22 protein-coding genes are annotated in these 22,638 nt (G+C 62.8%); 14 read left to right on the plus strand and 8 right to left on the minus strand.

Going from position 1 to position 22,638, the window contains the following annotated elements; genetic code table 11:
• The first annotated feature begins 255 nt into the window (after window positions 1-255).
• The gene (locus ACW4LP_RS01490; protein WP_114549065.1) at window positions 256-537 is read left to right on the plus strand and encodes a hypothetical protein; all 282 of its coding nucleotides are present in this window, start codon (window positions 256-258) and stop codon (window positions 535-537) included.
• Entirely contained in the window at window positions 530-955 is a 426-nt protein-coding gene (locus ACW4LP_RS01495; protein ID WP_114539886.1) for a PIN domain-containing protein, read from the plus strand. The genes ACW4LP_RS01490 and ACW4LP_RS01495 overlap by 8 nt, the downstream gene beginning before the upstream one ends.
• A gap of 93 nt (window positions 956-1,048) precedes the next feature.
• On the opposite strand, the gene ACW4LP_RS01500 is transcribed toward ACW4LP_RS01495, so the two are convergent.
• The gene (locus ACW4LP_RS01500) at window positions 1,049-1,714 is read right to left on the minus strand and encodes a GNAT family N-acetyltransferase (protein WP_302233620.1); all 666 of its coding nucleotides are present in this window, start codon (window positions 1,712-1,714) and stop codon (window positions 1,049-1,051) included.
• Between the two features lie 499 nt (window positions 1,715-2,213).
• Here ACW4LP_RS01500 and ACW4LP_RS01505 point away from each other — a divergent pair, with 499 nt between their 5' ends.
• The 3 genes from ACW4LP_RS01505 to ACW4LP_RS01515 are packed head-to-tail and all read left to right on the plus strand — an operon-like array spanning window position 2,214 to window position 4,223.
• Window positions 2,214-3,539 carry an ammonium transporter gene (locus ACW4LP_RS01505; RefSeq protein WP_114539885.1) on the plus strand — a complete coding sequence of 442 codons (1,326 nt, stop codon included), beginning with the start codon at window positions 2,214-2,216 and terminating at the stop codon, window positions 3,537-3,539.
• A gap of 33 nt (window positions 3,540-3,572) precedes the next feature.
• Complete coding sequence (locus ACW4LP_RS01510) at window positions 3,573-3,911, plus strand: P-II family nitrogen regulator (protein WP_114539884.1); 339 nt, start codon at window positions 3,573-3,575, stop codon at window positions 3,909-3,911.
• Between the two features lie 51 nt (window positions 3,912-3,962).
• Complete coding sequence (locus tag ACW4LP_RS01515; protein ID WP_114539883.1) at window positions 3,963-4,223, plus strand: TIGR03905 family TSCPD domain-containing protein; 261 nt, start codon at window positions 3,963-3,965, stop codon at window positions 4,221-4,223.
• Window positions 4,224-4,277: 54 nt separating this feature from the next.
• Here ACW4LP_RS01515 and ACW4LP_RS01520 read toward each other — a convergent pair whose 3' ends face one another.
• Complete coding sequence (locus ACW4LP_RS01520; protein WP_114539882.1) at window positions 4,278-5,324, minus strand: inorganic phosphate transporter; 1,047 nt, start codon at window positions 5,322-5,324, stop codon at window positions 4,278-4,280.
• A 210-nt stretch (window positions 5,325-5,534) separates the two neighbouring features.
• Here ACW4LP_RS01520 and ACW4LP_RS01525 point away from each other — a divergent pair, with 210 nt between their 5' ends.
• From ACW4LP_RS01525 to coaE, 3 genes are all read left to right on the plus strand, one after another.
• A complete protein-coding gene (locus ACW4LP_RS01525) occupies window positions 5,535-6,935 on the plus strand; it encodes an ATP-binding protein (protein ID WP_114539881.1) in 1,401 nt (466 codons plus the stop codon).
• 263 nt (window positions 6,936-7,198) lie between these two features.
• On the plus strand, window positions 7,199-8,416 hold the full coding sequence (rpsA, locus tag ACW4LP_RS01530) for a 30S ribosomal protein S1 (protein ID WP_114539880.1): 1,218 nt from the start codon (window positions 7,199-7,201) through the stop codon (window positions 8,414-8,416).
• A gap of 141 nt (window positions 8,417-8,557) precedes the next feature.
• Window positions 8,558-9,157 (plus strand): dephospho-CoA kinase, encoded by a 600-nt coding sequence (gene coaE, locus ACW4LP_RS01535; RefSeq protein WP_173113814.1) that lies wholly within the window; start codon window positions 8,558-8,560, stop codon window positions 9,155-9,157.
• A gap of 45 nt (window positions 9,158-9,202) precedes the next feature.
• On the opposite strand, the gene ACW4LP_RS01540 is transcribed toward coaE, so the two are convergent.
• Both ACW4LP_RS01540 and ACW4LP_RS01545 read right to left on the minus strand, forming a co-directional pair.
• Window positions 9,203-9,643 carry a type II toxin-antitoxin system VapC family toxin gene (locus ACW4LP_RS01540; RefSeq protein ID WP_114549057.1) on the minus strand — a complete coding sequence of 147 codons (441 nt, stop codon included), beginning with the start codon at window positions 9,641-9,643 and terminating at the stop codon, window positions 9,203-9,205.
• The gene (locus tag ACW4LP_RS01545; RefSeq protein WP_114549056.1) at window positions 9,624-9,926 is read right to left on the minus strand and encodes an AbrB/MazE/SpoVT family DNA-binding domain-containing protein; all 303 of its coding nucleotides are present in this window, start codon (window positions 9,924-9,926) and stop codon (window positions 9,624-9,626) included. The genes ACW4LP_RS01540 and ACW4LP_RS01545 overlap by 20 nt, the downstream gene beginning before the upstream one ends.
• A gap of 147 nt (window positions 9,927-10,073) precedes the next feature.
• Between ACW4LP_RS01545 and ACW4LP_RS01550 the strand changes: the two genes are divergently transcribed.
• The 3 genes from ACW4LP_RS01550 to ACW4LP_RS01560 all read left to right on the plus strand — a co-directional run bounded on the left by ACW4LP_RS01550 (window position 10,074) and on the right by ACW4LP_RS01560 (window position 13,164).
• Window positions 10,074-10,934 (plus strand): MerR family transcriptional regulator, encoded by an 861-nt coding sequence (locus ACW4LP_RS01550; protein ID WP_418380201.1) that lies wholly within the window; start codon window positions 10,074-10,076, stop codon window positions 10,932-10,934.
• A gap of 86 nt (window positions 10,935-11,020) precedes the next feature.
• Complete coding sequence (locus ACW4LP_RS01555) at window positions 11,021-12,772, plus strand: FAD-dependent oxidoreductase (protein WP_173113808.1); 1,752 nt, start codon at window positions 11,021-11,023, stop codon at window positions 12,770-12,772.
• Window positions 12,773-12,774: 2 nt separating this feature from the next.
• On the plus strand, window positions 12,775-13,164 hold the full coding sequence (locus ACW4LP_RS01560; protein WP_114549053.1) for a cytochrome c3 family protein: 390 nt from the start codon (window positions 12,775-12,777) through the stop codon (window positions 13,162-13,164).
• A gap of 92 nt (window positions 13,165-13,256) precedes the next feature.
• Here ACW4LP_RS01560 and ACW4LP_RS01565 read toward each other — a convergent pair whose 3' ends face one another.
• Complete coding sequence (locus ACW4LP_RS01565) at window positions 13,257-14,375, minus strand: YeiH family protein (protein WP_455803394.1); 1,119 nt, start codon at window positions 14,373-14,375, stop codon at window positions 13,257-13,259.
• 220 nt (window positions 14,376-14,595) lie between these two features.
• Here ACW4LP_RS01565 and uvrB point away from each other — a divergent pair, with 220 nt between their 5' ends.
• Entirely contained in the window at window positions 14,596-16,713 is a 2,118-nt protein-coding gene (gene uvrB / locus ACW4LP_RS01570) for an excinuclease ABC subunit UvrB (protein ID WP_455803395.1), read from the plus strand.
• A 215-nt stretch (window positions 16,714-16,928) separates the two neighbouring features.
• Window positions 16,929-18,572, plus strand: a complete 1,644-nt coding sequence (locus ACW4LP_RS01575) for a polysaccharide deacetylase family protein (protein WP_455803396.1) — start codon at window positions 16,929-16,931, stop codon at window positions 18,570-18,572.
• A gap of 171 nt (window positions 18,573-18,743) precedes the next feature.
• Here the strand turns inward: ACW4LP_RS01575 and ACW4LP_RS01580 are convergent, their stop codons facing one another.
• From ACW4LP_RS01580 to ACW4LP_RS01590, 3 genes are read right to left on the minus strand one after another with little or no spacing between them, the layout of a single operon-like run.
• Window positions 18,744-20,360, minus strand: a complete 1,617-nt coding sequence (locus tag ACW4LP_RS01580; protein ID WP_455803397.1) for a DNA repair protein RecN — start codon at window positions 20,358-20,360, stop codon at window positions 18,744-18,746.
• A 9-nt stretch (window positions 20,361-20,369) separates the two neighbouring features.
• Entirely contained in the window at window positions 20,370-20,816 is a 447-nt protein-coding gene (locus tag ACW4LP_RS01585; protein ID WP_022739488.1) for a PIN domain-containing protein, read from the minus strand.
• A gap of 2 nt (window positions 20,817-20,818) precedes the next feature.
• Window positions 20,819-21,109, minus strand: a complete 291-nt coding sequence (locus ACW4LP_RS01590) for a hypothetical protein (protein ID WP_022739489.1) — start codon at window positions 21,107-21,109, stop codon at window positions 20,819-20,821.
• Between the two features lie 253 nt (window positions 21,110-21,362).
• On the opposite strand from ACW4LP_RS01590, the gene ACW4LP_RS01595 reads away from it, so the two are divergent.
• Entirely contained in the window at window positions 21,363-22,568 is a 1,206-nt protein-coding gene (locus ACW4LP_RS01595; RefSeq protein WP_237974077.1) for a coiled-coil domain-containing protein, read from the plus strand.
• Window positions 22,569-22,638 lie beyond the last annotated feature (70 nt).

The raw sequence follows: 22,638 nt of genomic DNA on the forward strand, positions 1-22,638 counted from the left end.
GCGGCGCACTCGAAGGATGGGCGTAGGCCTCCTCCGATAGCCGAATCCGTCTGGCTCGCCCGTTCCTTCCCTCCCCAGGGGCGATGCCAGCTGTTCGAGAAAGGACGCGCACCCGTCACGGATGCGCGTCCTTCTTTTCGTGCGGTAGGACGGGCGCCTCGTGCTATAGAGTCCCAAATACGATACACTGCTCTGTGTACTTGTTTACAAATTCCTTAGGATGAGGTACAGTGAGGCTAGCGAATGGAGGTTGCTATGGCGACGAAGACGTTTTCGGGACGGGCCGATGCCGAGAAGATCCTTCTTGCCGACGCCCTGGCACGACAAGAGTACGGCTTGTCCTTTGGGCAATACTGCAGCGGTGTCCTCGTCGATTACATTTGCGAGACGGGGGCGCTCCCCGATACGCGTGTGCACTCGAAGAAAAAAGGCGGTGTGGCCATGATGCTGAGCCTTGCGAAGAAGCATCAGGGTAGCGACATCGCTCGCCTGAGTGACCAAGAGATTCGCGATCTCGTTGCGAGCCGCTATGAGTAGTAAGGTGCTTCTCGATACCAACGTTATGCTCGACCTCGCCTTGGCACGGCCGGAGGGGTTCGATGCAGCCGCCGCCATCGCCGAGGCCGTGGCCTATGAAGAGGTCGTCGCATATGTTTGCGCCACGTCGCTCAAAGATCTGTACTACATCCTCTCCAAAGCCATGGGGGAGAAGGACGCGCGAACCTACATCAAGGCTGTGATGGACGATTTCATTATCTGCTCAGTCGATTACGCCCTCTGTCGTCAGGCTGCAGATTCCGACGAGCCTGATTTCGAAGACGGTTTAGTGCGCGCCTGCGCCGAGAACGCCCGCGTTGATTTCATCGTCACGCGAGACGTTACGGCGTTTGCTCGATCAAAGGTGCGCTCAATCGCTCCGGCAGATTATGTGGCGCGGTTTCTTGTCGACGAATAGGCATTGCGGATCAAGAGAATTCCGCAGTACTTTGTTTTCTGATTGGGAGGGGCGACCGAGGTCGCCCCTATGGAGGCTGACTCGCGGGGCCAGCTACTGCAGCTTCTTCTCCATGATGTAGTCGTCCATGATGTAGCCGTCGCCGATGTCGGTTTCCACGGCGTCGATGACCTCGAAGCCCTTGGCCTTGTAGGCGCGGATGGCCATCTCGTTGTGCTTGTTCACCGTGAGGTAGAGGGCATCGAGGCCGCGCTCGCGGGCGAGGCGCTCGTAGAAGCGGATGGTGGCCGAGCACAGGCCCTCCCCGCGGTGTTCCTTTAACAGGTAGATCTTCGAGATGAAGAAGCGGTTCGTGTCCGCCTCCACGTGCCCTCCGGTGTAGCCGACGATGCGGGGGACGGCGGCCGTGCGGGCGAAGTCCTCGGTGTCGTGGGCCAACTCGTCGTCGCGGTCGGATTCCACGTCGTCGTTGACGCGGCCGGCTACGGTGTCGCCCTGGTCGTGGATGTCGGCGCCGTGCGTCGCCGCGCCCAGCTCGTGGGGCGTCTCGTCCTCGTGCTGCATGATGAAGAAGTACTCGTAGCCATTGTCGGCAATGTCGGTGCGGAAGGCATTCAGGCTCTGGAACTTCTCCACCATGTAGTCGGTCTGCGCTTGGCCGATGATGGCCGGCCAGTACTCGTTCCAAATATGGTAGGCCATATGGGCCAGGGCCTCGACCTCTTCGTCGCGCTCGACCTGTCGAAATGTAACGCTCATGAGTGCATCCTTCCGCGTTGTGACAAAACTTTTCGAAAAAGTGGTCACAAAATCGAGTTCTGGGTTTTCTTTATGGGCGATACGACCCAATTAACGGTTGCGACTTTGTGTAGTATATCGTTTAGCGATATATTCCTCTTGCTCTTATGTCGTCTTGAGGTCTGCAAAAACCCAGAACTCGATTTTGTGACCAAATCGCGCCGATTCTTTGTAAAGGCAACGCTGCCATTGTAATGCTTCGGCGATCTGTGACGGGACGCGCGGGCATTTGTTTCCGCCCAGTAACAAGGAATGGTCGCCAGTGTTAACACTTATTTTTGAGGGGGTTAACAATCATCGTTGAGCGCGCAGGTCACCAGGTGCCGTGGAACAATCGGGGTGTCCTTGCCGTTGGGCATCTTGGGCGACAAGGGGTGGGGAGGCCCGCGCGGTGCGGCGCGCGGCGCCTCCCGACCTCTTTTCGCCGAGGGCCCGCGAACTGTGAAAGGGGTTGATCGCGATGATTGACACCGGTTCCACTGGGTTCATGCTCGTCTGCGCCATGCTGGTGCTGCTCATGACGCCCGGACTCGCCTTCTTCTATGGAGGTCTCTCCCGTCGCAAGAACGTCGTGAACACCATGGTGATGGTGTTCGGCGTGCTCGGCATCGTTGGGGTTATGTGGGTCGTTTGCGGTTGGTCGTTCGCCTACGGCGGCGACGGCTCGTTGCCGTTTTTCGGCGGCCTCGACCAGATCGGGTGCCTGAGCGCCGTGAACGACATGGTGGCCGAGGCCGAAGGCACACCTGACGCCTTCGCGGTGCTGTCCGGCCAAGGAGCGCTGGCCAACGACCCCGAGTTAGCGGCGGGCTATCCGGCCATTATCGACATCGTCTTCCAGATGGCCTTCGCCATGATCACCTGCGCCATCATCACCGGTGCTGTAGCTGGACGCATGAAGTTCGGCGCCGTATGCGCGTTCGTGGCCGTGTGGGTCGTCGTGGTGTACGCGCCGCTCGCCCATATGGTGTGGGGCGGTGACGGCTCGCTCATTGGCGACATGATCGGGGCCCTGGACTTCGCCGGCGGCGATGTGGTGCACATCTCCTCGGGCCTCACCGGGCTCATCCTCTGCCTTATGCTGGGGCGGCGCAAAGGGTTTGCGGTGCTGTCTTACCGCCCGCACAATGTGCCCTTTGTGGCCCTGGGCGCGGCGCTTCTGTGGTTCGGCTGGTTCGGTTTCAACGCTGGCAGCGAGTTCGCCGCCGATGGCGTGGCGGGTCTCGCGCTGCTGAACACCGTGGCCGCGAGCGCCGCCGGCGTGCTTTCCTGGATGATCACCGAGCGCATCACAGTGGGGAAGTGCACGCTCGTCGGCGCGGCGACGGGCCTGGTGGCCGGCCTTGTGGCCATCACCCCGGCGGCAGGGTTCGTGGAGCCCTGGGCGGCGATCGTCATGGGACTTATCGTGAGCCCCATCGTGTACGCGGCCATTTCCCAGGCCAAGCGGCGCCTCGGCTACGATGACGCGCTGGACGCCTTCGGCTGCCACTGCGTCGGCGGCATCGTGGGCGGCATCCTCACGGGTCTGTTCTGCGTGCCCGGGCTCTCCTGGACCGAGCACGGCGGCCTTCTGTACACCGGCGACTGGTCGCTTCTGGGCTCGCAGGTGCTGGGCATCCTGGTGACCATCGCCTTCGTGGCCATCGCGGACGTAGTGCTGGGGCTTATCATCAAGGCCTGCTTCAAGGGCAGCTTGCGGGTGAGCGCCGAGGATGAGGCGGCTGGGCTCGATGTGGCCGTCCATGGCGAGTCGGCCTATCCGGCCTACCTGGGTCTGGACTAGCACGGCGGAGCGATTGAGAAAGGAGTTGCGGCTATGAAACGAGTAACGGCTATTGTGCGGCCCGAGAAGATGGAGCCGCTGAAGGATGCCCTGTTCGCCGCCGATGTGAAGGGCATGACCATCTCGCAGGTGCACGGCTGCGGCGCCCAGCACGGCTGGAGCGAGTACGTGCGCGGCACCGAAGTGATGCTGAACATGGTGCCGAAGGTGAAATTCGAGGTAGTGGTGGAAGACGACGCGGTGGACGCGCTGGTGGACACCATCGTGGGCGCCGCCCGCACCGGCGAGGTGGGCGACGGCAAGATCTTCGTGGCGCCTGTGGAGGAAGTGGTGCGCATCCGCACCGGCGAGCGCGGCGCGACGGCGGTGTAGGCCACAATGCGGTACAATCTCGCCGAAACAAGGTGCGAGAAAGGAACCGACATGCACACCTACATTCCCCGCGGCGTCTGCTCCCGTCAGATCGATGTGGAACTGGACGGCGACACCATCAAGAGCGTCCAGTTCACCGGCGGCTGCGACGGCAACTTGAAGGCCATCTCCAAGCTGGTGGCTGGCCAGAACGTCGACGACATCGTCGCCATGATGGAGGGCCACACCTGCGGGCGGCGCTCCACCTCCTGCGTGGATCAGATGACCAAGGCCATCCGCGAGGCCCAAGCAAAAGCCGCTGAGGAAGCGTAAGGCGATCCCAGCTGCGGTTCACCCAAGGGCCCGGACTCATGTCCGGGCCCTTTTCTACAGCATCATGAACAGCTTGGCCAAGGCCCAGCCGATAAATCCGCAGCAGGGGAAGGTGAGCACCCAGGCCCACACCATACGGCGGGCGACGCCCCAGTTCACGCGGCGGAAGCTCTTCGAGGCGCCTACGCCCATGATGGAGGCGGTGGAGCAGTGGGAAGTGGAGACGGGCATGCCGGTCATGGATGCCACGAACAGCGTGATCACCGTGGAGAGGGAGGCCGCCACGCCCTGGTACTTCTCCAGCGACACCATGTCCATGGCCACGGACTTGATGATGCGCTTGCCGCCGAGAAGCGTGCCCAGCGACATGGCCGCTGAGCAGATGATCATGAGCCACAGGGGGAAGTCGGTGGCGCCGCTCGTCTCCATGCCGAAGGCGAGCGCGATGCCCAAAAGCCCGATGGACATGAACTTCTGCCCGTCCTGGGCGCCGTGGAGGAACGACAGCGCGCAGGCGCAGATGTCCTGCAGCACCATGCACACCTTGTTGCCGCGCTGGCGGTTGACGCCGGAGAAGAGAAACTCGATGATCTTGGTGGTGGTCATACCGAGGATGAAGCCGCCCACCAGCGAGAACACCATGCCGTAGATGACGAGCATCCACTCGGAGAGCACGACGCCGGCAAGCCCGTTCAGCGCGATGGCCCCGCCGGTGACGCCGGCGATGAGCGAGTGGGACTTGCTGGCGGGAATGCCCCAGAACCAACAGAAGACGCCCCAGCCGATGGAGCCTATCATGGCGGCTATGAGCGCGAGTAGCGCCTGGTGGGTGTTGCCGGAGAAATCGACCATGTTGAACATGGTGTGGGCCACGGCCGTGGAGATGTAGGTCATGCCCACCAGCCCCACGAAGTTGAACACGGCAGCGAGCGCGAGGGCGGCGCCGGGGGTGAGGCAGCGGGTGGAGACCGCGCTGGCGATGGCGTTGGGGGCGTCGGTGGCGCCCGAGATGATGGTCACGCCGATGACCAGCGCCAGAATGCCGAGCAGGATCGGATGATTTCCTGCCTGCGAGAGGAACACCGAAAGAGTCAATTCCATGGCTGAGCCTTATCCCGATGAAGCCGACCGGACGCAAACGCATCCTCTCATTCTAGCGCAACGTCTGCGCTCACGAAAGATGATGCGGAAAGTAAAGAATAGGGCGAGGAGGCCCTGCGTGAGCTGGATGTGCATCAGATTATACTTTGAAGTATAATACTTTGAAGTATAATATCCCTCCAACGAAGCATGGGAGAGAAAGGGGCAATTGTGGACGCGTTCGTCGATCGCATTGAAGAACTCGCCGCCTTGGAGGAGCAGTTCGCCGACCACCAGGCGGCCATGGCGGTCATCTACGGCCGGCGCCGCATCGGGAAGACGGCGCTCATCACCGAGTTCGTCCGCGACAAGCGCGCGCTGTACTTCCTGGCGACGGAGGAGTCGGAGGAACAGAACCGCGCGGCCTTCCAGAAACAGGTGGCCGCGTTCACGGGCGACGAGCTGCTCGGCCAGGTGTCCGTAGACAACTGGGACGTTCTCTTCGACCGTCTGACGAGCGACGGCGAGCGCCTCGTCGTCGCGCTGGACGAGTTCCAGTACCTCGGCAAGGCGAACCCGGCGTTCCCCTCCGTCTTCCAGCGCATCTGGGACACGATGCTTTCCAAGCGCAACGTGATGGTCATCCTGTGCGGCTCGCTCATCTCGCTCATGGAAAGCCAGGTGCTCTCCTATAACAGCCCCCTCTACGGGAGGCGCACCGCGCAGGTTCGCATGAAGCAGATTCCCTTTCGGTTCTACCGGGATTTCTTCACGAAGGAGATCGGGCGCCGCGAACTGGTCGAGCTCTACAGCGTCACGGGCGGCGTCCCCAAGTACATCGAGAGCTTCAGGGGCGTGGACGATGTGTACCGCGGCATCGAGAAGAGCGTTTTGAACTCCAGCAGCTATCTGTACGACGAGCCGAACTTCCTTCTGTCGAAGGAGGTGAGCGAGGTGGGAACCTATTTCTCCATTTTGAAGGCGGTGGCGGCGGGCAACCGCAAGAGCGGGGAGATCGCCGCGGCGCTGAACGTGAGGCAGACGGGGCTGTCGAAGTACCTGAAAGTGCTCGAGCGGCTCGATGTGCTGGAGCGCGTGGTGCCCGTGACGGAGGAGAACCCCGAGAAGAGCAAGAAGGGCCTCTACCGCATCAAGGACAACTACCTGCGCTTCTGGTTCCGCTTCGTCTTTCCCCAGATGGGGCTGTTGGAGACGGGGCGGCGGGCGGAGGCGCTGAAGACGATTAGGAACAACTTCGTCGACGGGCAGGTCGCCTACGTGTACGAGGACGTGTGCCGCGACCGCCTGTGGGATGCGGGCGCGGAAGGGGCGCTCCCCTTCATGCCCGAGCGGGTGGGCGCTTGGTGGGGCGCACGCGATGTGGAGCTGGACGTTGTGGGGCTGGGCGCCGAAGAGGGCCGAGCGGTGTTCGGCGAGTGCAAGTTCTGGGCGAGGCCCGTGGGCGCCAATGTGCTGAGGCACTTGGAAGAGCAGGCTCGAAAGGCCCTGGACGACCCCTCTTTCCGGCGCTTTGGCGGCCCGCCCGTCTATGTCCTCTTCAGTATAGGCGGGTTTACCGATGAGGTGCGTAGCGAGGCGCGCGCCCGGAAGGACGTGCTGCTGCTTTCGTAGGGCGCCTTCGACGCGCTGAGGGCTCTTCTCGGCCGCCTTGTGGGCGCGCTGCGAAAAATGTCAGCACTCGGGGAAAATTCACAAAGCGCCGCGCGCCTTCGGTGCTATACTGGGCGGGCTTGCCGATAGGCGGCAAGTGTAAGTATCTGTTGGCCCCCGAGACATGTTTGTTGCACCGCGATCCTTGCTTCTGCAAGCGAACATGGTACGTATCAACCATCATGACGAAGGGTCCCCGATTTAGTTTTTGAAAGGGGTCCGTTTTGACCGAAATCAAGAACACCTCCGTGATCGACTTCTCCGACATCTCCGACGAGCAGATGAACGAGATGATCGACGGCACGCTGACCGAGTTCGACGAGGGCGATCTCGTCGACGGTACCGTCGTCAAGCTGGAGCACGACGAGGTGCTGGTGGACATCGGCTTCAAGAGCGAGGGCGTCATCCCGGCCCGCGAGCTGTCCATCCGCAAGGATGCCGATCCGTCCGACATCGTGAGCCTGGGCGACAAGATCGAGGCTCTGGTTCTCCAGAAGGAGGACAAGGACGGCCGCCTCATCCTCTCCAAGAAGCGCGCCGAGTACGAGCGTGCCTGGATTTCCGTCGAGGAGAAGTTCAAGGCCGGCGAAGTGGTCACCGGCGAGGTCATCGAGGTGGTCAAGGGCGGTCTTATCCTGGACATCGGCCTGCGCGGCTTCCTTCCGGCCTCTCTCGTGGACCTGCGCCGCGTGAAGGATCTGGATGCCTACCTGGGCACCGAGATCGAGGCCCGCGTCATCGAGATGGATCGCAACCGCAACAACGTCGTGCTGTCCCGTCGCGTTCTCTTGGAGGAGGGCCGCAAGAACGAGCGCGCCGAGATCCTCTCCAAGCTCTCCAAGGGCATGCGCCTCAAGGGCAACGTGTCCTCCATCGTGGACTTCGGTGCTTTCGTGGATCTGGGCGGCATCGACGGCCTGGTGCACATCTCCGAGCTGTCCTGGAACCACGTCAACCATCCCTCCGAGGTCGTCAAGGTGGGCGACGAGGTGGAGGTCGAGGTGCTCGACGTGGATCTGCAGCGTGAGCGCATCTCCCTCGGTCTCAAGCAGACCACGCCCGATCCGTGGATCCAGCTGGTGGAGAACTACCCCGTGGGTACCATCGTTGACGGCAAGGTCACCAAGATCGTTCCCTTTGGCGCTTTCGTCGAGCTGGGCGACTCCATCGAGGGCCTTGTGCACATCTCCGAGATGGCCGGCCGTCACATCGACACCCCGGCGCAGGTCGTGCATGCGGGCGACGATGTGAAGGTGAAGGTCATGGAGATCAACCCGGAGCGCCGCCGCATCTCCCTGTCCATGAAGGCCGCCGCCGAGGAGCTCGGCTTCGAGATCGACGTGGACGAGTCGGTGCAGGCCGAGGAGAAGCCGGCCCGCCGCAAGAAGGACGAGGCTGTTGCCGAGGCCGAGGTCGTCGAGGTGGAGACCGTCGAGGAGTAGCCTCTGCGGGTTCGTGCGACTGCGAACGACCAGTGACTTTTCAAAGGCCGCTCTTCGGAGCGGCCTTTCTCGTGTATGATGGTTCCGTTGAATTACTTGGGTATGATCGCGCGAAGGTGCGCGGTTTTGGAGGAGGTTCGCATGAAGAAGCTGTTTCTCATCGGCGGCATGGGCGCCGGCAAGTCCACGGCGCGCAAGGCGCTCACCGACGAGGGCCTGGCTTGGATCGATCTCGATCAGGTGGGGCACGAGGTGCTCATGTGGGACACGGTGAAGGACGATTTGCGCGGAGCGTTCGGCGATGACATCTTCGATGAGAACGGGGAAGTGGTGCGCAGCGCCCTGGCCGCCAAGGCCTTCGCGACGCCGGCCGCCACGCGCAAGCTGAACACCATCACGATGCCCCGCATCGAGGAGCGCTACACCGACCTCATCGACGGCTTCGAGGCCGAGGGCAAGCCTGCCGTGGTGGTGGAGTACTCGGTGTTCCGCAACCGCCAGCAGTCGCTGGCTTACGGGGCCGATGTGGTCATGGCCGTGCTGGCGCCGTTGGAGACCCGTATCGAGCGCGCCGTGGCCTCGGGCTTTTCGGAGGAGGACGTGCGCGCTCGCATCGCTCGCCAGATCACCGATGCCGACCGCATCGAGGCAGCCGACGTGGTCTTCAACAACGACGGCACCCCCGAAGAGCTCCGCAACGAGGTCCTGGCCTGGTGGAACGAGTATAAGAAGGAGCTGTAAGAGCCACCTGCTAGACTTAGAATCAATCAATGGGGTCCCGAGAAATCAATCCTCGGGACCTTTTTCTGTTTGGAAGAAAGCAACAAGTGCCTCTTGGGCCGTCATCTTCGGAACGAATGAGTTCTTGAAGGCGGCTTTGTCGTAACTGATGATAGCTTCTACCTGAAGTTCCTCTGCGGCGACGCGGATGAGGCCGTCTTCGTAGTCGGGTTCGTCGGAGTCGATGGATTCGTGCACGAAAAGCCCGGTGAGATCGATAAGGTCGAAGGTGTCGACGATGTCCCGCAACGATTCACGCGCCTCTTCTTCCGTCATATAGTGGCGACAGAGGATGTAGTAAACATCATTCAGAGAGGAGGAGAGAGCGCATATTGTGCTTCGATTGATGTATGCCTCCTCCACAAGGCAGAGCGCTTCCTCGTGAAAAGATGAATCGGGATGTATCCAGTAGATGAGGGCGTTGGTGTCAAAGAGCAAGGAAGTCACGATAGCGCTCCTCCTTTGCCTGCGCAATCAAGTCGTCAGCGGTAAGTCCTTCCGGCCAGGGTTTTATCTTATTGCGTCGGGCAGCGATGCGTGCTTCGACGCGTCGTAGGCGAGCAAGTCTATCCTCTTCGTCGTCGAGCATGGAGGTAATGACTACCACACCCTTGCGAGGTGAGGCAAGTCGCAGGGGGGTATCCTGGTCTATAGCTGCCTCTTGTCGAAGCGCCTTGGGAAGGAGGACGGCCATGCTGTTGCCGACCTTGGTAAGTGTTGCCGTTGCCATAATGCCTCCAATCAGTTCAGATAATTATAACACGTTATAACGATAGGAGAAGAGAAATGGGCACTCTCTTTTCTGGAAAAACCTCTCAACTCGGCATAGGGTGCAGGGTGTATGCTGAATGGGGCGTCGTTGTTGAAGGAGGGGAATGTGATAACGACAAAGGAACTCTGTGCGGTTCTCGGGGTGGCTCCCAGCACTATTCGTCTCTACGAGAAGTATCTGCCGAAAGATCCATGGGCCCGCGGGCAGAACAACTATCGGGGATTTCATTTCGAGAACATGCTGTGCCTACTCACGGCGCGCCTATTAGGCTCTTACGGCATCTCGATGAAAGAATCCGTAGAGGTTATCCTTGCAGGTGATTTAACATCTATGGATTGCGAATTGGGCCAGCGCGTAAGCCCTTTGGCGGAGGAGCGTCGGCGGGCTTCTGATCTGATTGAATCTCTCGATCGCGATAGGGCGCTCTTGGCGAAGGTTCCATACCTACTAGAGGCGTATGAAGTGATCGACATTCCGTCGTTTTTCTATCTGGAAAGCGCTTGGACCAAGGCCTCTTCGGAGCAACAGCGTTTGGTGCGCACCTGGTCCCGCGAAATCCCCTTTGTCCACTATACGCCTCATTATCATGTCGAGGGGTTGGGAGATGGGGCGGAGCCGTCGCCCGACCTTCCGCGGAGCGGCTTTTCTGTTCCAACTCGTTTTGCCGATTACGTCGACTTGGCTAGCCTTCATGTGCGCTTCGTGCCCTCGTTCAAGGCGGTAGCCTTGGTGATCCGGGTTGATGGGATATTCTCTGAATCTTCCGAACGCGATAAGGGAACGATGCCTTTTAACGAGCCGTTATACGTTCGTGTCCTCGACATGGTGTCGTCCGCTTTGTCCCGGGAAGGCTCGGAGTTAACTGGCAATATTTACACGCAGCTCCTGTACGCAAATCTCCCTCTGCGCGCTGATGGAAGCGATGCCGTGCAGTACTACTATGTCTTCTCCCCTCTTGTGCGCTAAAAAGTCCTTGACTCCGCATAGGGTGCAGCCAGCAGAATGCTCCCGTCGCTTGACGAAAGTGAGTTCAGAAGTGAAGGGAGATGGCGATGGGTGCATCGAAAAGCACGATGGATGCGCAGGGAAATCAGGGGATTTCCCGTCGAGGGTTCCTGCGGGGCGTTGGCCTTGCGGGCTTGGCAGCCGGCGGGTTGTGCACGGCGACTGCTGTTGCCGCTGCAACAGGATCAGCCGACGCGGCCTATGCGGAAGAGTCCGCGGCGACTGTGGGTAACGAGCTGATTGAGATTTACGGAGAGAACGTCAACCTTATGCCCGCTTATGGGGCTGAATGGGATGTCGTTGCGGGTCCTGTGGGCTTCGAGTCCCGGGAAATCGGCGCAGACGAGATAACTCACACCGATCAGTGCGATCTGCTGGTGATCGGCGGCGGCATTTCGGGCACGATGGCCGCGCTGAAGGGCGCCGAGCTGGGTGCCAACGTGGTAGTGCTTGAAAAGATGAGCAAGGGCCGCAATACGTGGGAGAGCGTGGGCGGCTGCGGAAGCCGCATGCAGGCCGAGACGGGCAACGTCGTTGATCCGGCTCAGTATGTGGAAGAGATTCTGCGAGCTTCCTACTGGCGCGCCCGACCCGATGTAGTATGGTCGTTCGTGAACAACTCTGGCGAGGCAATCGATTTTATGCAGGACTCGTTAGATAAAGCGGGCCGTGATATCAAGATTTACAACACCACTCAGCCAGAGACGGGCTATGGCATCCAGGTGATTCAGGGTGAGCACAAATTCGCCGTTCCCGAGGACTATAACTGGACGAGCTGGATTTTCGGTCCTATCGTCATGGATGCCCTCACCGCTGTAATGCAGAACGAACTCCATATCGATCTTCGCTTTAATACCGCAGGTGTACAGCTGGTCCAAGATGCGTCGGGCCGTGTGACAGGCGCTGTCGCGAAGGATGCCGACGGCTACTACGCAGTTGAGGCGACCAAGGGCGTCGTGCTATGCACGGGCGGTTATGAAGCGAATCCCGATATGATGAAGGCGTGGACGCGCTCCGAGGATTACGCCGCCTCAAGCTGCTGGGATCCCTCTACTGGCCCCACCGGCGATGGGCACATGATGGGTTTGCAGCTGGGCGCTCAAATGGATCCCATTCCCCATGCGGTTATGAACTTCAATTTCGGTACGCCTGCGCAGTTCCTTGACATCCCGGGCATTTGGTTTACCTCCTCGCTTGGCATCGCCGTGAATTCACGTGGCGTCCGCTTTGTGAACGAGGGGCTGCCGATGAACTTCGTGTCCAATGCTATCAATGCGCAGCCTGGTCGCGGCAAGGGGTGCTGGATTATCTTGAACCAGGGTATGGTTGACGCCATGGCCGACATGCAGCCCACCGCAGATGAGACCATCAAGCAGTATATGGATAAGGGCTGGATGTTCAAAGCTGACACGGTGGCCGATTTGGCGCCACAGCTGGGGCTGGATGCGGCAATTCTCCAGGAAACCGTTGACACCTACAACGCCTATTTCTCCTCGGCCGAGAATAAGGACTTGCAATTCCGCCGCAACTTGGAAACCGCCATGCCGTTGGCGGAGGGCCCGTACTACGGCCTCGTGACGAACAGCACGGTACTGACCGTGGTCGGCGGCTTGACCATCGACGAATCGTGCCGTGTGTTGAACTGGGACGATGAGCCCATCGAAGGTCTTTATGCCGCAGGCAATGCCTCGGGCGGAGTCTTTTCGGGAACCTATCCGCGCCACCTTCCCGCCACCTCCGTCGGTCGAGCGGCCACTTTCGGTTATGTATCTGCCCGCCATGCCATTCAAGGAGAATAACTATGAGAATCGACAGCAAACGTACTATTGCGATGATCGCCGGAGTTGCCTTGACGGCCTGCTTGGGGCTGGCTGCCTGCTCGGCTGAGAATACGGGTTCCAACCTGTCCGAAACCGGCGATTCTCAGGCAAATACGGAGCAGGTGTCCGTGGCCTCTGGCCAAAATGATCCTTACGTTTCCGACGATGCCTGTCTGGGCTGCCACGGCGGCACCTATGAAAGCGTTGCAGCGCGCACCGAATCGTATGGCGATTCCAATCCTCACGACTCAGTTCATGGCGGCTACCTGTCATGCAATGTATGTCATGCTAGGGGTAATGAGGTGACCAGCAACTATTGCCTCGAATGCCATGATTGGCCGCGCGATTTGGATTGTAATCCCTATGACTAGAGCCTGTTAGCGAGCAAACGATAGGCTGCGGCTGGCTGTTTAGGGGCGCAAAAGCGGCCTCGATGGCGTAACGCCTCGGGGCCGCTTTCGGTTTACCACAGTCCGAGCATATGTTGCATGGCGAGGCTGACGGCGGCGATGCAGATCCAGCAGATGAGGCCCATGAGGATGGGCTTGGCACCGCTCCTCACCAGCTTCACGAGGTCGGTGTTCAGGCCAATGGCGGCCATGGCCATGACGATGAAGAACTTGCTCAAGGCCTTCAGAGGCGCGAAGGCGGCCGCGTCGGCTCCAGCGGCAACAGCAACCGTGGTGATGACCGAGGCTGCCAGGAAGAGCAGGATGAAGGTGGGGAAGGCGCGCTTCAGTGAGAAGCCGCCGAGAAGCCTCGCGCCGGTGGGAGCCGCTGCGGCGTTGGCGGCAGGGTCGCTCACTGCCAGGCCGTCGGTGCCGGGTCCGGCCACAGCCGCACCGGCGCCTGCTGCGTTCTCCTTGCGAGCCATGACGATGGCCAGTACGAGCGTGATGGGGATGATGGCGAGCGTACGGGTGAGCTTCACGATGGTGGCGTCGTCCAGCGCGTTCGAGCCGGGGTGCATGCCGTCCCAGGCAGCTGCGGCGGCGGTGACCGACGAGGTGTCGTTCACGGCGGTGCCGGCGAACAGGCCGAAGCCCTCGTTGGACATGCCGAGCATGCCTCCCAGGGTGGGGAAGATGAGCGCCGCTACCACGTTGAACAGGAAGATGACCGAGATGGCCTGGGCCACCTGCTCGTCCTTGGCGCGGATGACCGGCGCCGTGGCGGCGATGGCCGACCCGCCGCAGATGGACGAGCCCACGGCGATGAGCGTGGCGATGGCGGAATCCACGGACAGCACGCGGTACAAGATATAGCCCACGATGAGCGCCGTGGCGATGGTGGTGAGGATGATGGGCAGGCTCTCGGCGCCTACGGCCGCGATCTGGGCGAGGTTCAGCCCGAAGCCCAGCAGGATGACCGCGTACTGCAGCACCTTCTTCGCCGTGAAGGCGATGCCGTCCTGCACGGTGCCGCGCGCGGGCTGCTTCCACCAAAGGGCGATGACCATGCCGATGAGGATGGCGAACACCGGGCCGCCCACCACGGGCAGCGCCTCGCCGAGAAACCAGCAAGGGATGGCGATGGCGGCGCACAGACCGACGCCGGGGGCCACGTTCTTCACGTTCGCCACGATGAGCTCCTCACGTCACGAGATGTCAACAGCGATTGCAGAGTATAGCACTCATCATTAGGGGAGGGGTGCCGGCGCCACAGCACGGTCGCGCTGTGAACTTTAAGCGAACATCTGTTCATTTCCTGCGGAAGGTGCTAGACTGTTCTCCTTATAGAGAATTACTGCGAGAGGAGGGACGCGCGTGTCCACTCATCTTTCCAATATAGAAGGCATGGAAATGGCGGGGAAGCTGCCCGAGGTGCGGCTGGCGAGCACCCCGTTTAAGGTCGTCTCGCCCTTCGAGCCCTCGGGGGATCAGCCCGAGGCCATCGCGGCGCTTGCGAAGGGCGTGGAAGAGGGCCTGCGCTACCAGACGCTCTTGGGCGTCACCGGCTCGGGCAAGACGTTCACCATGGCCAAAACCATCGAAGCGGTGCAGAAGCCCACACTCGTCATGGCGCCGAACAAGACGCTCGCGGCCCAGCTGGCGGCCGAGCTGAAGGAGTTCTTCCCCGACAACGCCGTGGTGTACTTCGTCTCCTACTACGACTACTACCAGCCCGAGGCCTACGTGCCCTCATCGGACACCTTCATCGAGAAGGACGCCTCCATCAACGAGGAGGTGGAGAAGCTGCGCCATGCGGCCACCTCGGCTCTGCTCTCGCGGCGGGACGTCATCGTGGTGGCGTCGGTGAGCTGCATCTACGGCATCGGCTCGCCGATGGACTACGCCGGCATGGCAGTGTTCGTCGACAAGCAGAAGGAGATGGATCGCGACGAGGTCATCCATGAGCTCATCGACATCCAGTACGACCGCAACGACTACGAGCAGAAGCGCGGCACCTTCCGCGTGCGGGGCGACGCGCTGGACGTGTTCCCGCCCTACGCCGACCATCCCATCCGCATCGAGTTCTGGGGGGACGAGATCGAGTCCATCGACGAGATTGACCAGGTCACGGGCGAGGTGCTGAATAGCTACGAGGCGCTGCCCATCTGGCCCGCGTCCCACTACGTTACGGCGCGGCCGAAGATGGACAAGGCTCTCGACACGATTCAGGACGAGCTGCGCGAGCGCCTCATGCAGTTCAAGGAAGAGGGGAAGCTCCTGGAGGCCCAGCGCCTGGAGATGCGCGTGAACTACGACTTGGAGATGCTGGAGACCATGGGATTTTGCTCCGGCATCGAGAACTACTCGCGGCATCTGGACGGGCGCGCGCCGGGCGAGCCGCCCTACACCCTCATCGACTACTTCCCGAAGGACTTCCTCTGCATCATCGACGAGTCCCACGTCACGGTGCCGCAGATCCGCGGCATGCACGAGGGCGACCGCTCCCGCAAGATCACGCTGGCCGAGCACGGCTTCCGCCTGCCCAGCTGCCTGGACAACCGCCCCTTGCGCTTCGACGAGTTCGAGGAGCGCATTCCGCAGTTCATCTACGTATCGGCCACGCCGGGCGATTACGAGGAGCGCGTGAGCCAGGCGAAGGTGGACCAGGTCATCCGCCCGACGGGCCTTTTGGATCCGGAGATCGTCGTGCGCACGAGCGCCAGCCAGATCGACGACATCATCGACGAGGCGAAGGAGCGGGCGGCGCGAAACGAGCGCGTGCTCATCACGACGCTCACGAAGAAGATGGCCGAGGACTTGACCGACCATTTGCTGGATCAGGGCGTGAAGGCTCGCTACATGCACTCGGACATCGCCACCCTGGAGCGCACGGAGATCCTGCGCGATCTGCGCCGCGGCGAGTTCGACGTGCTCGTGGGCATCAACCTTCTGCGCGAGGGGCTCGACTTGCCCGAGGTGTCGCTCGTGGCCATCCTGGATGCCGACAAGGAGGGCTTTCTGCGCAACCACCGCTCGCTCATCCAGACCATAGGCCGCGCGGCGCGCAACGTGTCCGGCCAGGTCATCATGTACGCCGACCGCATCACCGATTCCATGCGTCGGGCTATCGACGAGACGCGCCGGCGCCGCGACATCCAGATGGCCTACAACGAGGAGCACGGTATCAAGCCCCAGACTATCCGCAAGGCCATCAACGACATCATGGGCTTCATCACCGAAGACGTGGAGGGCACCACCGCCGAGCAGGTGAACAAGGAGCTGGCAGAGCTTTCCCGTGAAGAGGTCCTGCGGCTCATCTCGTCCATGGAGGACGACATGGCCGCCGCGTCCCGCGACATGGATTTCGAGGAGGCGGCGCGCCTGCGCGACCAGGTGGTGAAGCTGAAGAGCACCGTGGAGGACAAGTCCGAGGAAGACGTGCTGAAGGATTTGAAGAGGGGCGCGCGCAAGGGAAGCGCCTACGGCAACCGCAAGCACGCCGCCTACGGGTCGTCGCGCGCGAATTAGGGCCCGATGCCCGGGCGCCTCGCCGCTATCGCGGGCGCCTTTCGGCGCGGGGCGCCCCGACGGGATGACGAGACGCGTTCAATTTTCGTGGAACTCTTGAGGATTGCGAACTTTACGGAAATGCAAGCTGCTCTGCTGTGGACGTTCTGGCGCTTCGTCGTATAATCGCGAGAAAGCTCCTGCACCACCTGAAGTACTTCCAAAGGAATAAAGCGATGCCCGATCAGCCCGCCTCCCACGGTTCGAACAACCCCCGCAACAATCCGCGACAGCACAAGAAGCCCACGCGCCGCCATCCGGGTGCTCCTGCGCCGACTTCGGTTCCCCATGCCCATGGGGCCGCGGCGCCGCAGCCGCAGTCGACGGCCGGCCCCTCAGGATATCAGACCCAGCCGGCACCGCAGGCGCCGACCCTCCAGCAGGAGTCGGTTGCGCCCCGCGAGCAGCCGGCCGCTGCCGCCCAGTCGCAGGATCCGCGCCTTCACGAGGCGCAACCCTATCAGCCGCATGACTATCAGCCGCCCCAGCCCCAGCCCCAGCCGCACCAGGCATCGTCGCCGCACGGCTACGCGGGCTATGCGGCCCAGGTGCCCCCGCGGGTCGTCCCGGCCACCAAGGCCGATGGCCAGGTGGTTCCCTATGCCGACATAGGGCGCTACAAGAAGAAGGGCAAGAAGAAGGCGAGCGTCGTCTCCATTATCGTCTCCGTGGTCATTCTGGCCGCTATCGGCGTGGGGGTATATCTGTATTTGAACCCGCTGCAGTTCAACGTGACGGTCAACGGCATGACGCGCACGGTGGATCGGGGCACGACCTTGAACGACATGATCGCCGAGGGCGTGGTCTCTCCGAAGCCGGGAAACCTGCTCGCGGTCGATGGGGAGGTTTTGGAAGAGGGGGGCGGTGCCGCCTTTGCCGGCACGGTCAACGGCAACGAGGTGACCGACGGCGCGACCGAGCTGCACAAGGGCGATGTCGTTCAGCTGGACGACGGCGCCGACGCGACCGAGGACTATGATGTCACCACCGAGGAGACGCCCCCGGGCCAGGTGGAGCTGGGCGAGGGGGCCATCCACGTGTACGTGCCCGGCGAGCCGGCCCAGGTGGAGACGCGCACGGGCAAGGTATCGGGCAAATCCGTGCAGGAGACGGTGAAGGAGGGCTCCGACAACGTCTACCTGAAGTACAACGCGAACACGAACGGCGAGAAGGTCATCGCGCTCACTTTCGACGACGGCCCGTGGGATACGACTGGAGAACTGCTCGATGTGCTGAAGGAGAACGATGCCGTGGCGACGTTCTTCACCATCGGCGAGCAGATTTCCGACAAGACCGACTACGTGGACACGATCAAGCGCATGGCGGCCGAGGGGCACCAGATCGGCACCCACTCCTACGACCATGCGGCCACCGGCGGCGGCAACGGCGTGGACATGACGCGCCAAAGCCCTGAAAAGCAAATCGAGGAGGTGCAGATGGGCCAGCAGGCCATCGCGGACGCGACGGGCAGCGAGGCGTCGAAGGTGTTCCGCTCGCCGGGCGGCAACTTCCACGACGAGATCATCTGGAATCTGCAGCCCTATATCACGAGCGAGATCGGTTGGAATGTGGACACCGAGGACTGGCGGCGACCGGGCGCCGACGCCATTGCGGAGCGCCTGCTGTCGGCGAAGTCCGGCGATGTCGTGCTCATGCACGACGGTGGCGGCCCTCGCAGCCAGACCATTGAGGCGCTGAAGATCGCGCTGCCCCAGCTGCGCGCCGAGGGCTACAAGTTCGTGACCATCGACCAGCTTCTGGCCTATGACGACGCCAAGGCCCTCGCCCAGGAGTTGGCCGATCAGCAGGCAGCCGAATAGCGGTATCTCTGCGAAAAACTTGTCGGATAATCTTCGTAGGGGGCGACCTTGGTCGCCCCTTGTCGCGCGTATGGCCATTGTCGGGAGGGCAGACCAAGGTCTGCCCCTACGGGCGGGGGTGCGGATCGGCCGTTGCCGATGGTAGCGGCCGATCTGTGCGGAAGCGCCGGGTTATTGCCTGAGGAGTTCGCGGGCGTGGGCGAGGGAGGTCTCGGTGGCGGTGCCCGATAGCAGGCGCGCCACTTCGGCCACGCGCGCATCGCCCGTGACGGGGGTGAGGATGGTCTCGGGCGCATCGCCGGCGGTCTTCGTCACCGTGTAATGGGCATCGGCGAGCACGGCCACTTGAGCCAGATGCGTGATGGCGATGACCTGATGGCTGCTCGCGAGCTCGGCCAGCACGGTGGCGAGCGCATTGGCGGTGCTGCCGCCCACGCCGGCATCCACTTCGTCGAAGACAAGCGTCTCGGTTCCGTCCTTCGCGCCCAAGGCCACCTTGATGGCCAGCATGACGCGGCTGATCTCGCCGCCGGAGGCGATGCGGGCCAAGGGGCGCGGCTGCATGGAGGCGCCGGGCTTGAACTCGAAGACGACGCTCGCGCTGCCCGCGGCGCTCCAGTTTTCGCGGGGCAGCGGCTCCACCGTGCACACCAGCGCCGCCGTTCCCATCTCCAGACGTCCGAGCACCTCGTTGACCGCTGCCGCGAACTGCGGGGCGGCCTCGGCGCGGGCGGCGTCGTAGGCGGCCGCCGCCTGGGCTAGCGCCGCCTCGGCCGCTTCCAGCGCCGCCTCGGCGCGGGCCAGGTTCTCATCGGCGTCGTCGACGAGGCCGACGAGGGCCGCCGCCGCGTCCCAGCGCTCGAAGACGGCTTCCATGGTGGGGCCGAAGGAGCGCATGAGGCCCATGAGCTGCCCCATGCGCTCCTGGGCCGCCGCCAAAGACTCGCCGTCGAAATCGATGGAGTCGCAGTAGCCGGCCATATCCCGGGCGACGTCCTCCACGACGAAGCACGTTTCCCTCAGCGTTGTGGCGAAGGGCGCCAGCGACTCGTCGGCCCGGGAGGCCTCCTCGATGAGCGAGATGGCCGTGTTCAGGGCGTCCAGCGCCCCGCCGTCGCCGGAGAGCGCCTCGGCGGCTCCGTGGGAGTTGCGGGCGAGCACCTCGGCGTGCTCGGCCCGGGCGAGCCAGTCGCGCGTTTCCTCGTACTCGCCGCCCTCGGGGTTCACCGCCTCTATCTGCTGCAGCGTGAAGCGGGCCTCCTCCAGCTGCGTGTTGGAGGCGCTCGCCGTTGCCCTCATCTCTTCCAGGGCCGCCTCGGCGGCACGGGCATCGGCGAGGGCCTCGCGAAAGGCCGCCCCTACGGTGCTTTCCAGATCGGCCCAACCATCGAGGATGCGGCCGTGCTCCGCCGGCTTCAGCAGCGATTGGTACTCGTGCTGCCCGCAGAGCTCCACCAAAGGCCCCACCGTGCGCGCGAGCTCCGACACGCTGGCCATGGTTCCGTTGATGGTGGCGCGACTGCGCCCGTCGGCGCTGACCTTGCGCACTGCGACGAGCTCTTCGGCGGTGGGATCGGAAGGGAACAGGCGCCCCCGCACCTCGGCGTTTTTCGCCCCCTCGCGCACGTAAGAGCTGTCGGCGCGCTCGCCGACGAGCAGCTTCACGGCGCTGACGAGCGCCGTCTTTCCGGCGCCCGTCTCGCCGGTGAGGACGGTGAGACCGGGGGAGGGCGAAAGGGAGGCCTCGCGGATGAGGGCCACGTCCTTCACTTGGATTTCGTCGATCATGGTTCCCCGCTAGAAGTCGATGACGTCGAAGACGATGCCCTGCTCCGCCTCAAGCACGCTGAACAGCTCGTCGGGGGCCACGCGGCGCACGGCCCGGGAGACGGATACCTCGCCGCCGTGGGTGACGATGAAGTCGGCCTGCAGCTTGCGGGCGCAGGATTCGGTGAGGGCCGCGCGATAGGGCAGCCCCTCGTGCTCCAGGGCGAAGCGCACGTCGGGGCCGTCGATCGAGCACACGGACAGAAACGCCATGGCCGAGCGCAAAGCCGAGCGGGCGTCGTGGTCGGATAGGGCCTCGGCGAGGGCGGCGCGCACCTCTCCGAAGGCCTCGGCGGAGACCCACAGCTCCGCGGCCCCGGCCAGCTCCATGGCATGGAGCTTCACCCAGGCGGCGGCGGTGCTCTCGCGTTCGCCGATGAAGTCGAGCAGAACGTCGCTATCGATGAGCAGGCGCATGGCTATTCTCCTTCCCTGGTTGCGGGCGCGCCGTCGCGGGCCTCCCAGAACGACGCCGGTACGGGGCGCGTGGCCTGGCGCAAGCGGAAGCGCAGCTCGTTGGCCTGGGCGTCGGTGAGGGTGATGCGAAGGGGAGATTCTCCCCGTTGCGCATCGGGCAGCTCGCCGGTGGCAAGTACGTAATCGTAGGCGGCGTTCACCAGCTCGGTGGGGGACGAGCCGATGGACCGCAGCTTCGCGTTCACCTGGTCGCGGATTTCCAGGGGCACTCGGGCCGTTACCATGGCGTGCATGGCCGCTCCTTTCTCTTGCTTTTGGCGCAGTATAACGGAACACCGAATAAATTGCAATAATAATACGAACAAGTATTTGCATTATGGTCAAAAAGTGTTATGCTCCATGGACAAGGAGTCGACGGCTCGTGTCTTTTTCGGCAAGACGCTTGCCTCGGTCGGTCGATTTGGGGAAGATGGAGCGACGCAGCGCACCGGTCGGCGTGTTCGCCCGGGGCAAGCTGCGGCGTAATGGCAGAACGGAAGGGAAACCTTGGCACAGCGAGCGTTCGGAAAAGGAAAAGCGACGAGGGTCTTTCTCGCCCTGTTGCTCGCCTTCTCCCTCGTCGGCATCGGCGCGGTTCCGGCTGCGGCCGATCCTGCCGACGACACTCAGGCTGCCGTGGATGCGGCGCAGGCCACGCTGGATGAGGCCGAATCCCGCATGGCCCAGATCAATAGCGAGTACGAGCAGCTCACCGCTGAGGTGGCCGAGCTGCAGACCAAGATCGACGAGACGGCGGCGGCGGCCATGGAGGCCCAGCAGGCCATGCTCGAGGGGCGCGCGGCTTTAGGCCAGGTGGCCGTGGGCGAGTACCGCGACGGCAGTTCCATGGGGCTTTTGGGCCTCATCCTTGATTCGAAGAACTTCGACGAGCTGCTCCGCAACATGGAGTACGTCACTCAGATCATGTCCTATCAGGCCGACGAGGTGGCCGAGCAGAAGGAGCGCAAGCGTGCCTTCGACGACGTGAGCGACGAGCTGAACGCCCAGAAGAACGAGCAGGAAGAGGCGTTGGCGGCCCAGGAGGCCAAGCGCGCCGAGGCCCAAAGCGTCGTGGAGGATGCCACGGCCCGCCTGGAGGGCGCTCAGGAGGAGCACGCGGCCCGTCTGGCCGAGCTCGCCGCTCAGGCCGAGGCCCTGCGCAAGCAGGAAGAGGAGGCCGCCGCAGCGGCGGCCGCGGCCGTGCAGGAGAGCCCCGACGCCAATACGGGCGATCGCGAGCCGGTCGTCTCCGACGACGAGGGCCCTTCCGATAACGGCGGCTCGTCGGGTAGCTCTGGCGATTCCGGCAGCTCAGGATCATCGGGGAATTCCGGCAGCTCGGGCGGCTCCGGCAACTCGGGCTCGTCGGGCGGCTCGTCGGAGGAAGGGTGGCTTTCAGGCGTGGCCTCGGCCTACGGCGGCAGCACCGATCCGAACACGCCGAACCCCGGCACCACGTCCACCGGCGCCGTCTGCGACGACAACTCCATGGGTGTGGCGGTGCCCAAATCGATGCCGAACTACCGCAGTTATTTCGGACGTACGGTGGAAATCGTCTACGGCGGTCAGACCGTGTATGCCACGGTGAACGACTGCGGCTCCATGGGCGGCGGTTCCCGCGTCCTCGATCTGCAGCCGGGCGTGTGGAAGGCCTTCGGCTTCTCCAGCTGCCGCGCCTGGGGCCTGCGCACCGTCAAGTACCGCTTCCTGTAGGGCGCCGCGCCACGCTGCCGGGACGCCGGGCCTCTTCGCAGCTCGCCGGAGCCCGCTTCCCGTCTGCCTT

This window comes from Adlercreutzia sp. CNCM I-6215 (genome assembly GCF_977072315.1).

Excerpts from the sequence above, each read along its gene's own strand:
- ACW4LP_RS01490 (WP_114549065.1), top strand. The coding sequence starts at position 256 with ATGGCGACGAAGACGTTTTCGGGACGGGCCGATGCCGAGAAGATCCTT.
- ACW4LP_RS01495 (WP_114539886.1), top strand. The coding sequence starts at position 530 with ATGAGTAGTAAGGTGCTTCTCGATACCAACGTTATGCTCGACCTCGCC.
- ACW4LP_RS01500 (WP_302233620.1), bottom strand. The coding sequence starts at position 1,714 with ATGAGCGTTACATTTCGACAGGTCGAGCGCGACGAAGAGGTCGAGGCC.
- ACW4LP_RS01505 (WP_114539885.1), top strand. The coding sequence starts at position 2,214 with ATGATTGACACCGGTTCCACTGGGTTCATGCTCGTCTGCGCCATGCTG.
- ACW4LP_RS01510 (WP_114539884.1), top strand. The coding sequence starts at position 3,573 with ATGAAACGAGTAACGGCTATTGTGCGGCCCGAGAAGATGGAGCCGCTG.
- ACW4LP_RS01515 (WP_114539883.1), top strand. The coding sequence starts at position 3,963 with ATGCACACCTACATTCCCCGCGGCGTCTGCTCCCGTCAGATCGATGTG.
- ACW4LP_RS01520 (WP_114539882.1), bottom strand. The coding sequence starts at position 5,324 with ATGGAATTGACTCTTTCGGTGTTCCTCTCGCAGGCAGGAAATCATCCG.
- coaE (WP_173113814.1), top strand. The coding sequence starts at position 8,558 with ATGAAGAAGCTGTTTCTCATCGGCGGCATGGGCGCCGGCAAGTCCACG.
- ACW4LP_RS01545 (WP_114549056.1), bottom strand. The coding sequence starts at position 9,926 with ATGGCAACGGCAACACTTACCAAGGTCGGCAACAGCATGGCCGTCCTC.
- ACW4LP_RS01555 (WP_173113808.1), top strand. The coding sequence starts at position 11,021 with ATGGGTGCATCGAAAAGCACGATGGATGCGCAGGGAAATCAGGGGATT.
- ACW4LP_RS01560 (WP_114549053.1), top strand. The coding sequence starts at position 12,775 with ATGAGAATCGACAGCAAACGTACTATTGCGATGATCGCCGGAGTTGCC.
- uvrB (WP_455803395.1), top strand. The coding sequence starts at position 14,596 with ATGGCGGGGAAGCTGCCCGAGGTGCGGCTGGCGAGCACCCCGTTTAAG.
- ACW4LP_RS01575 (WP_455803396.1), top strand. The coding sequence starts at position 16,929 with ATGCCCGATCAGCCCGCCTCCCACGGTTCGAACAACCCCCGCAACAAT.
- ACW4LP_RS01580 (WP_455803397.1), bottom strand. The coding sequence starts at position 20,360 with ATGATCGACGAAATCCAAGTGAAGGACGTGGCCCTCATCCGCGAGGCC.
- ACW4LP_RS01585 (WP_022739488.1), bottom strand. The coding sequence starts at position 20,816 with ATGCGCCTGCTCATCGATAGCGACGTTCTGCTCGACTTCATCGGCGAA.
- ACW4LP_RS01590 (WP_022739489.1), bottom strand. The coding sequence starts at position 21,109 with ATGCACGCCATGGTAACGGCCCGAGTGCCCCTGGAAATCCGCGACCAG.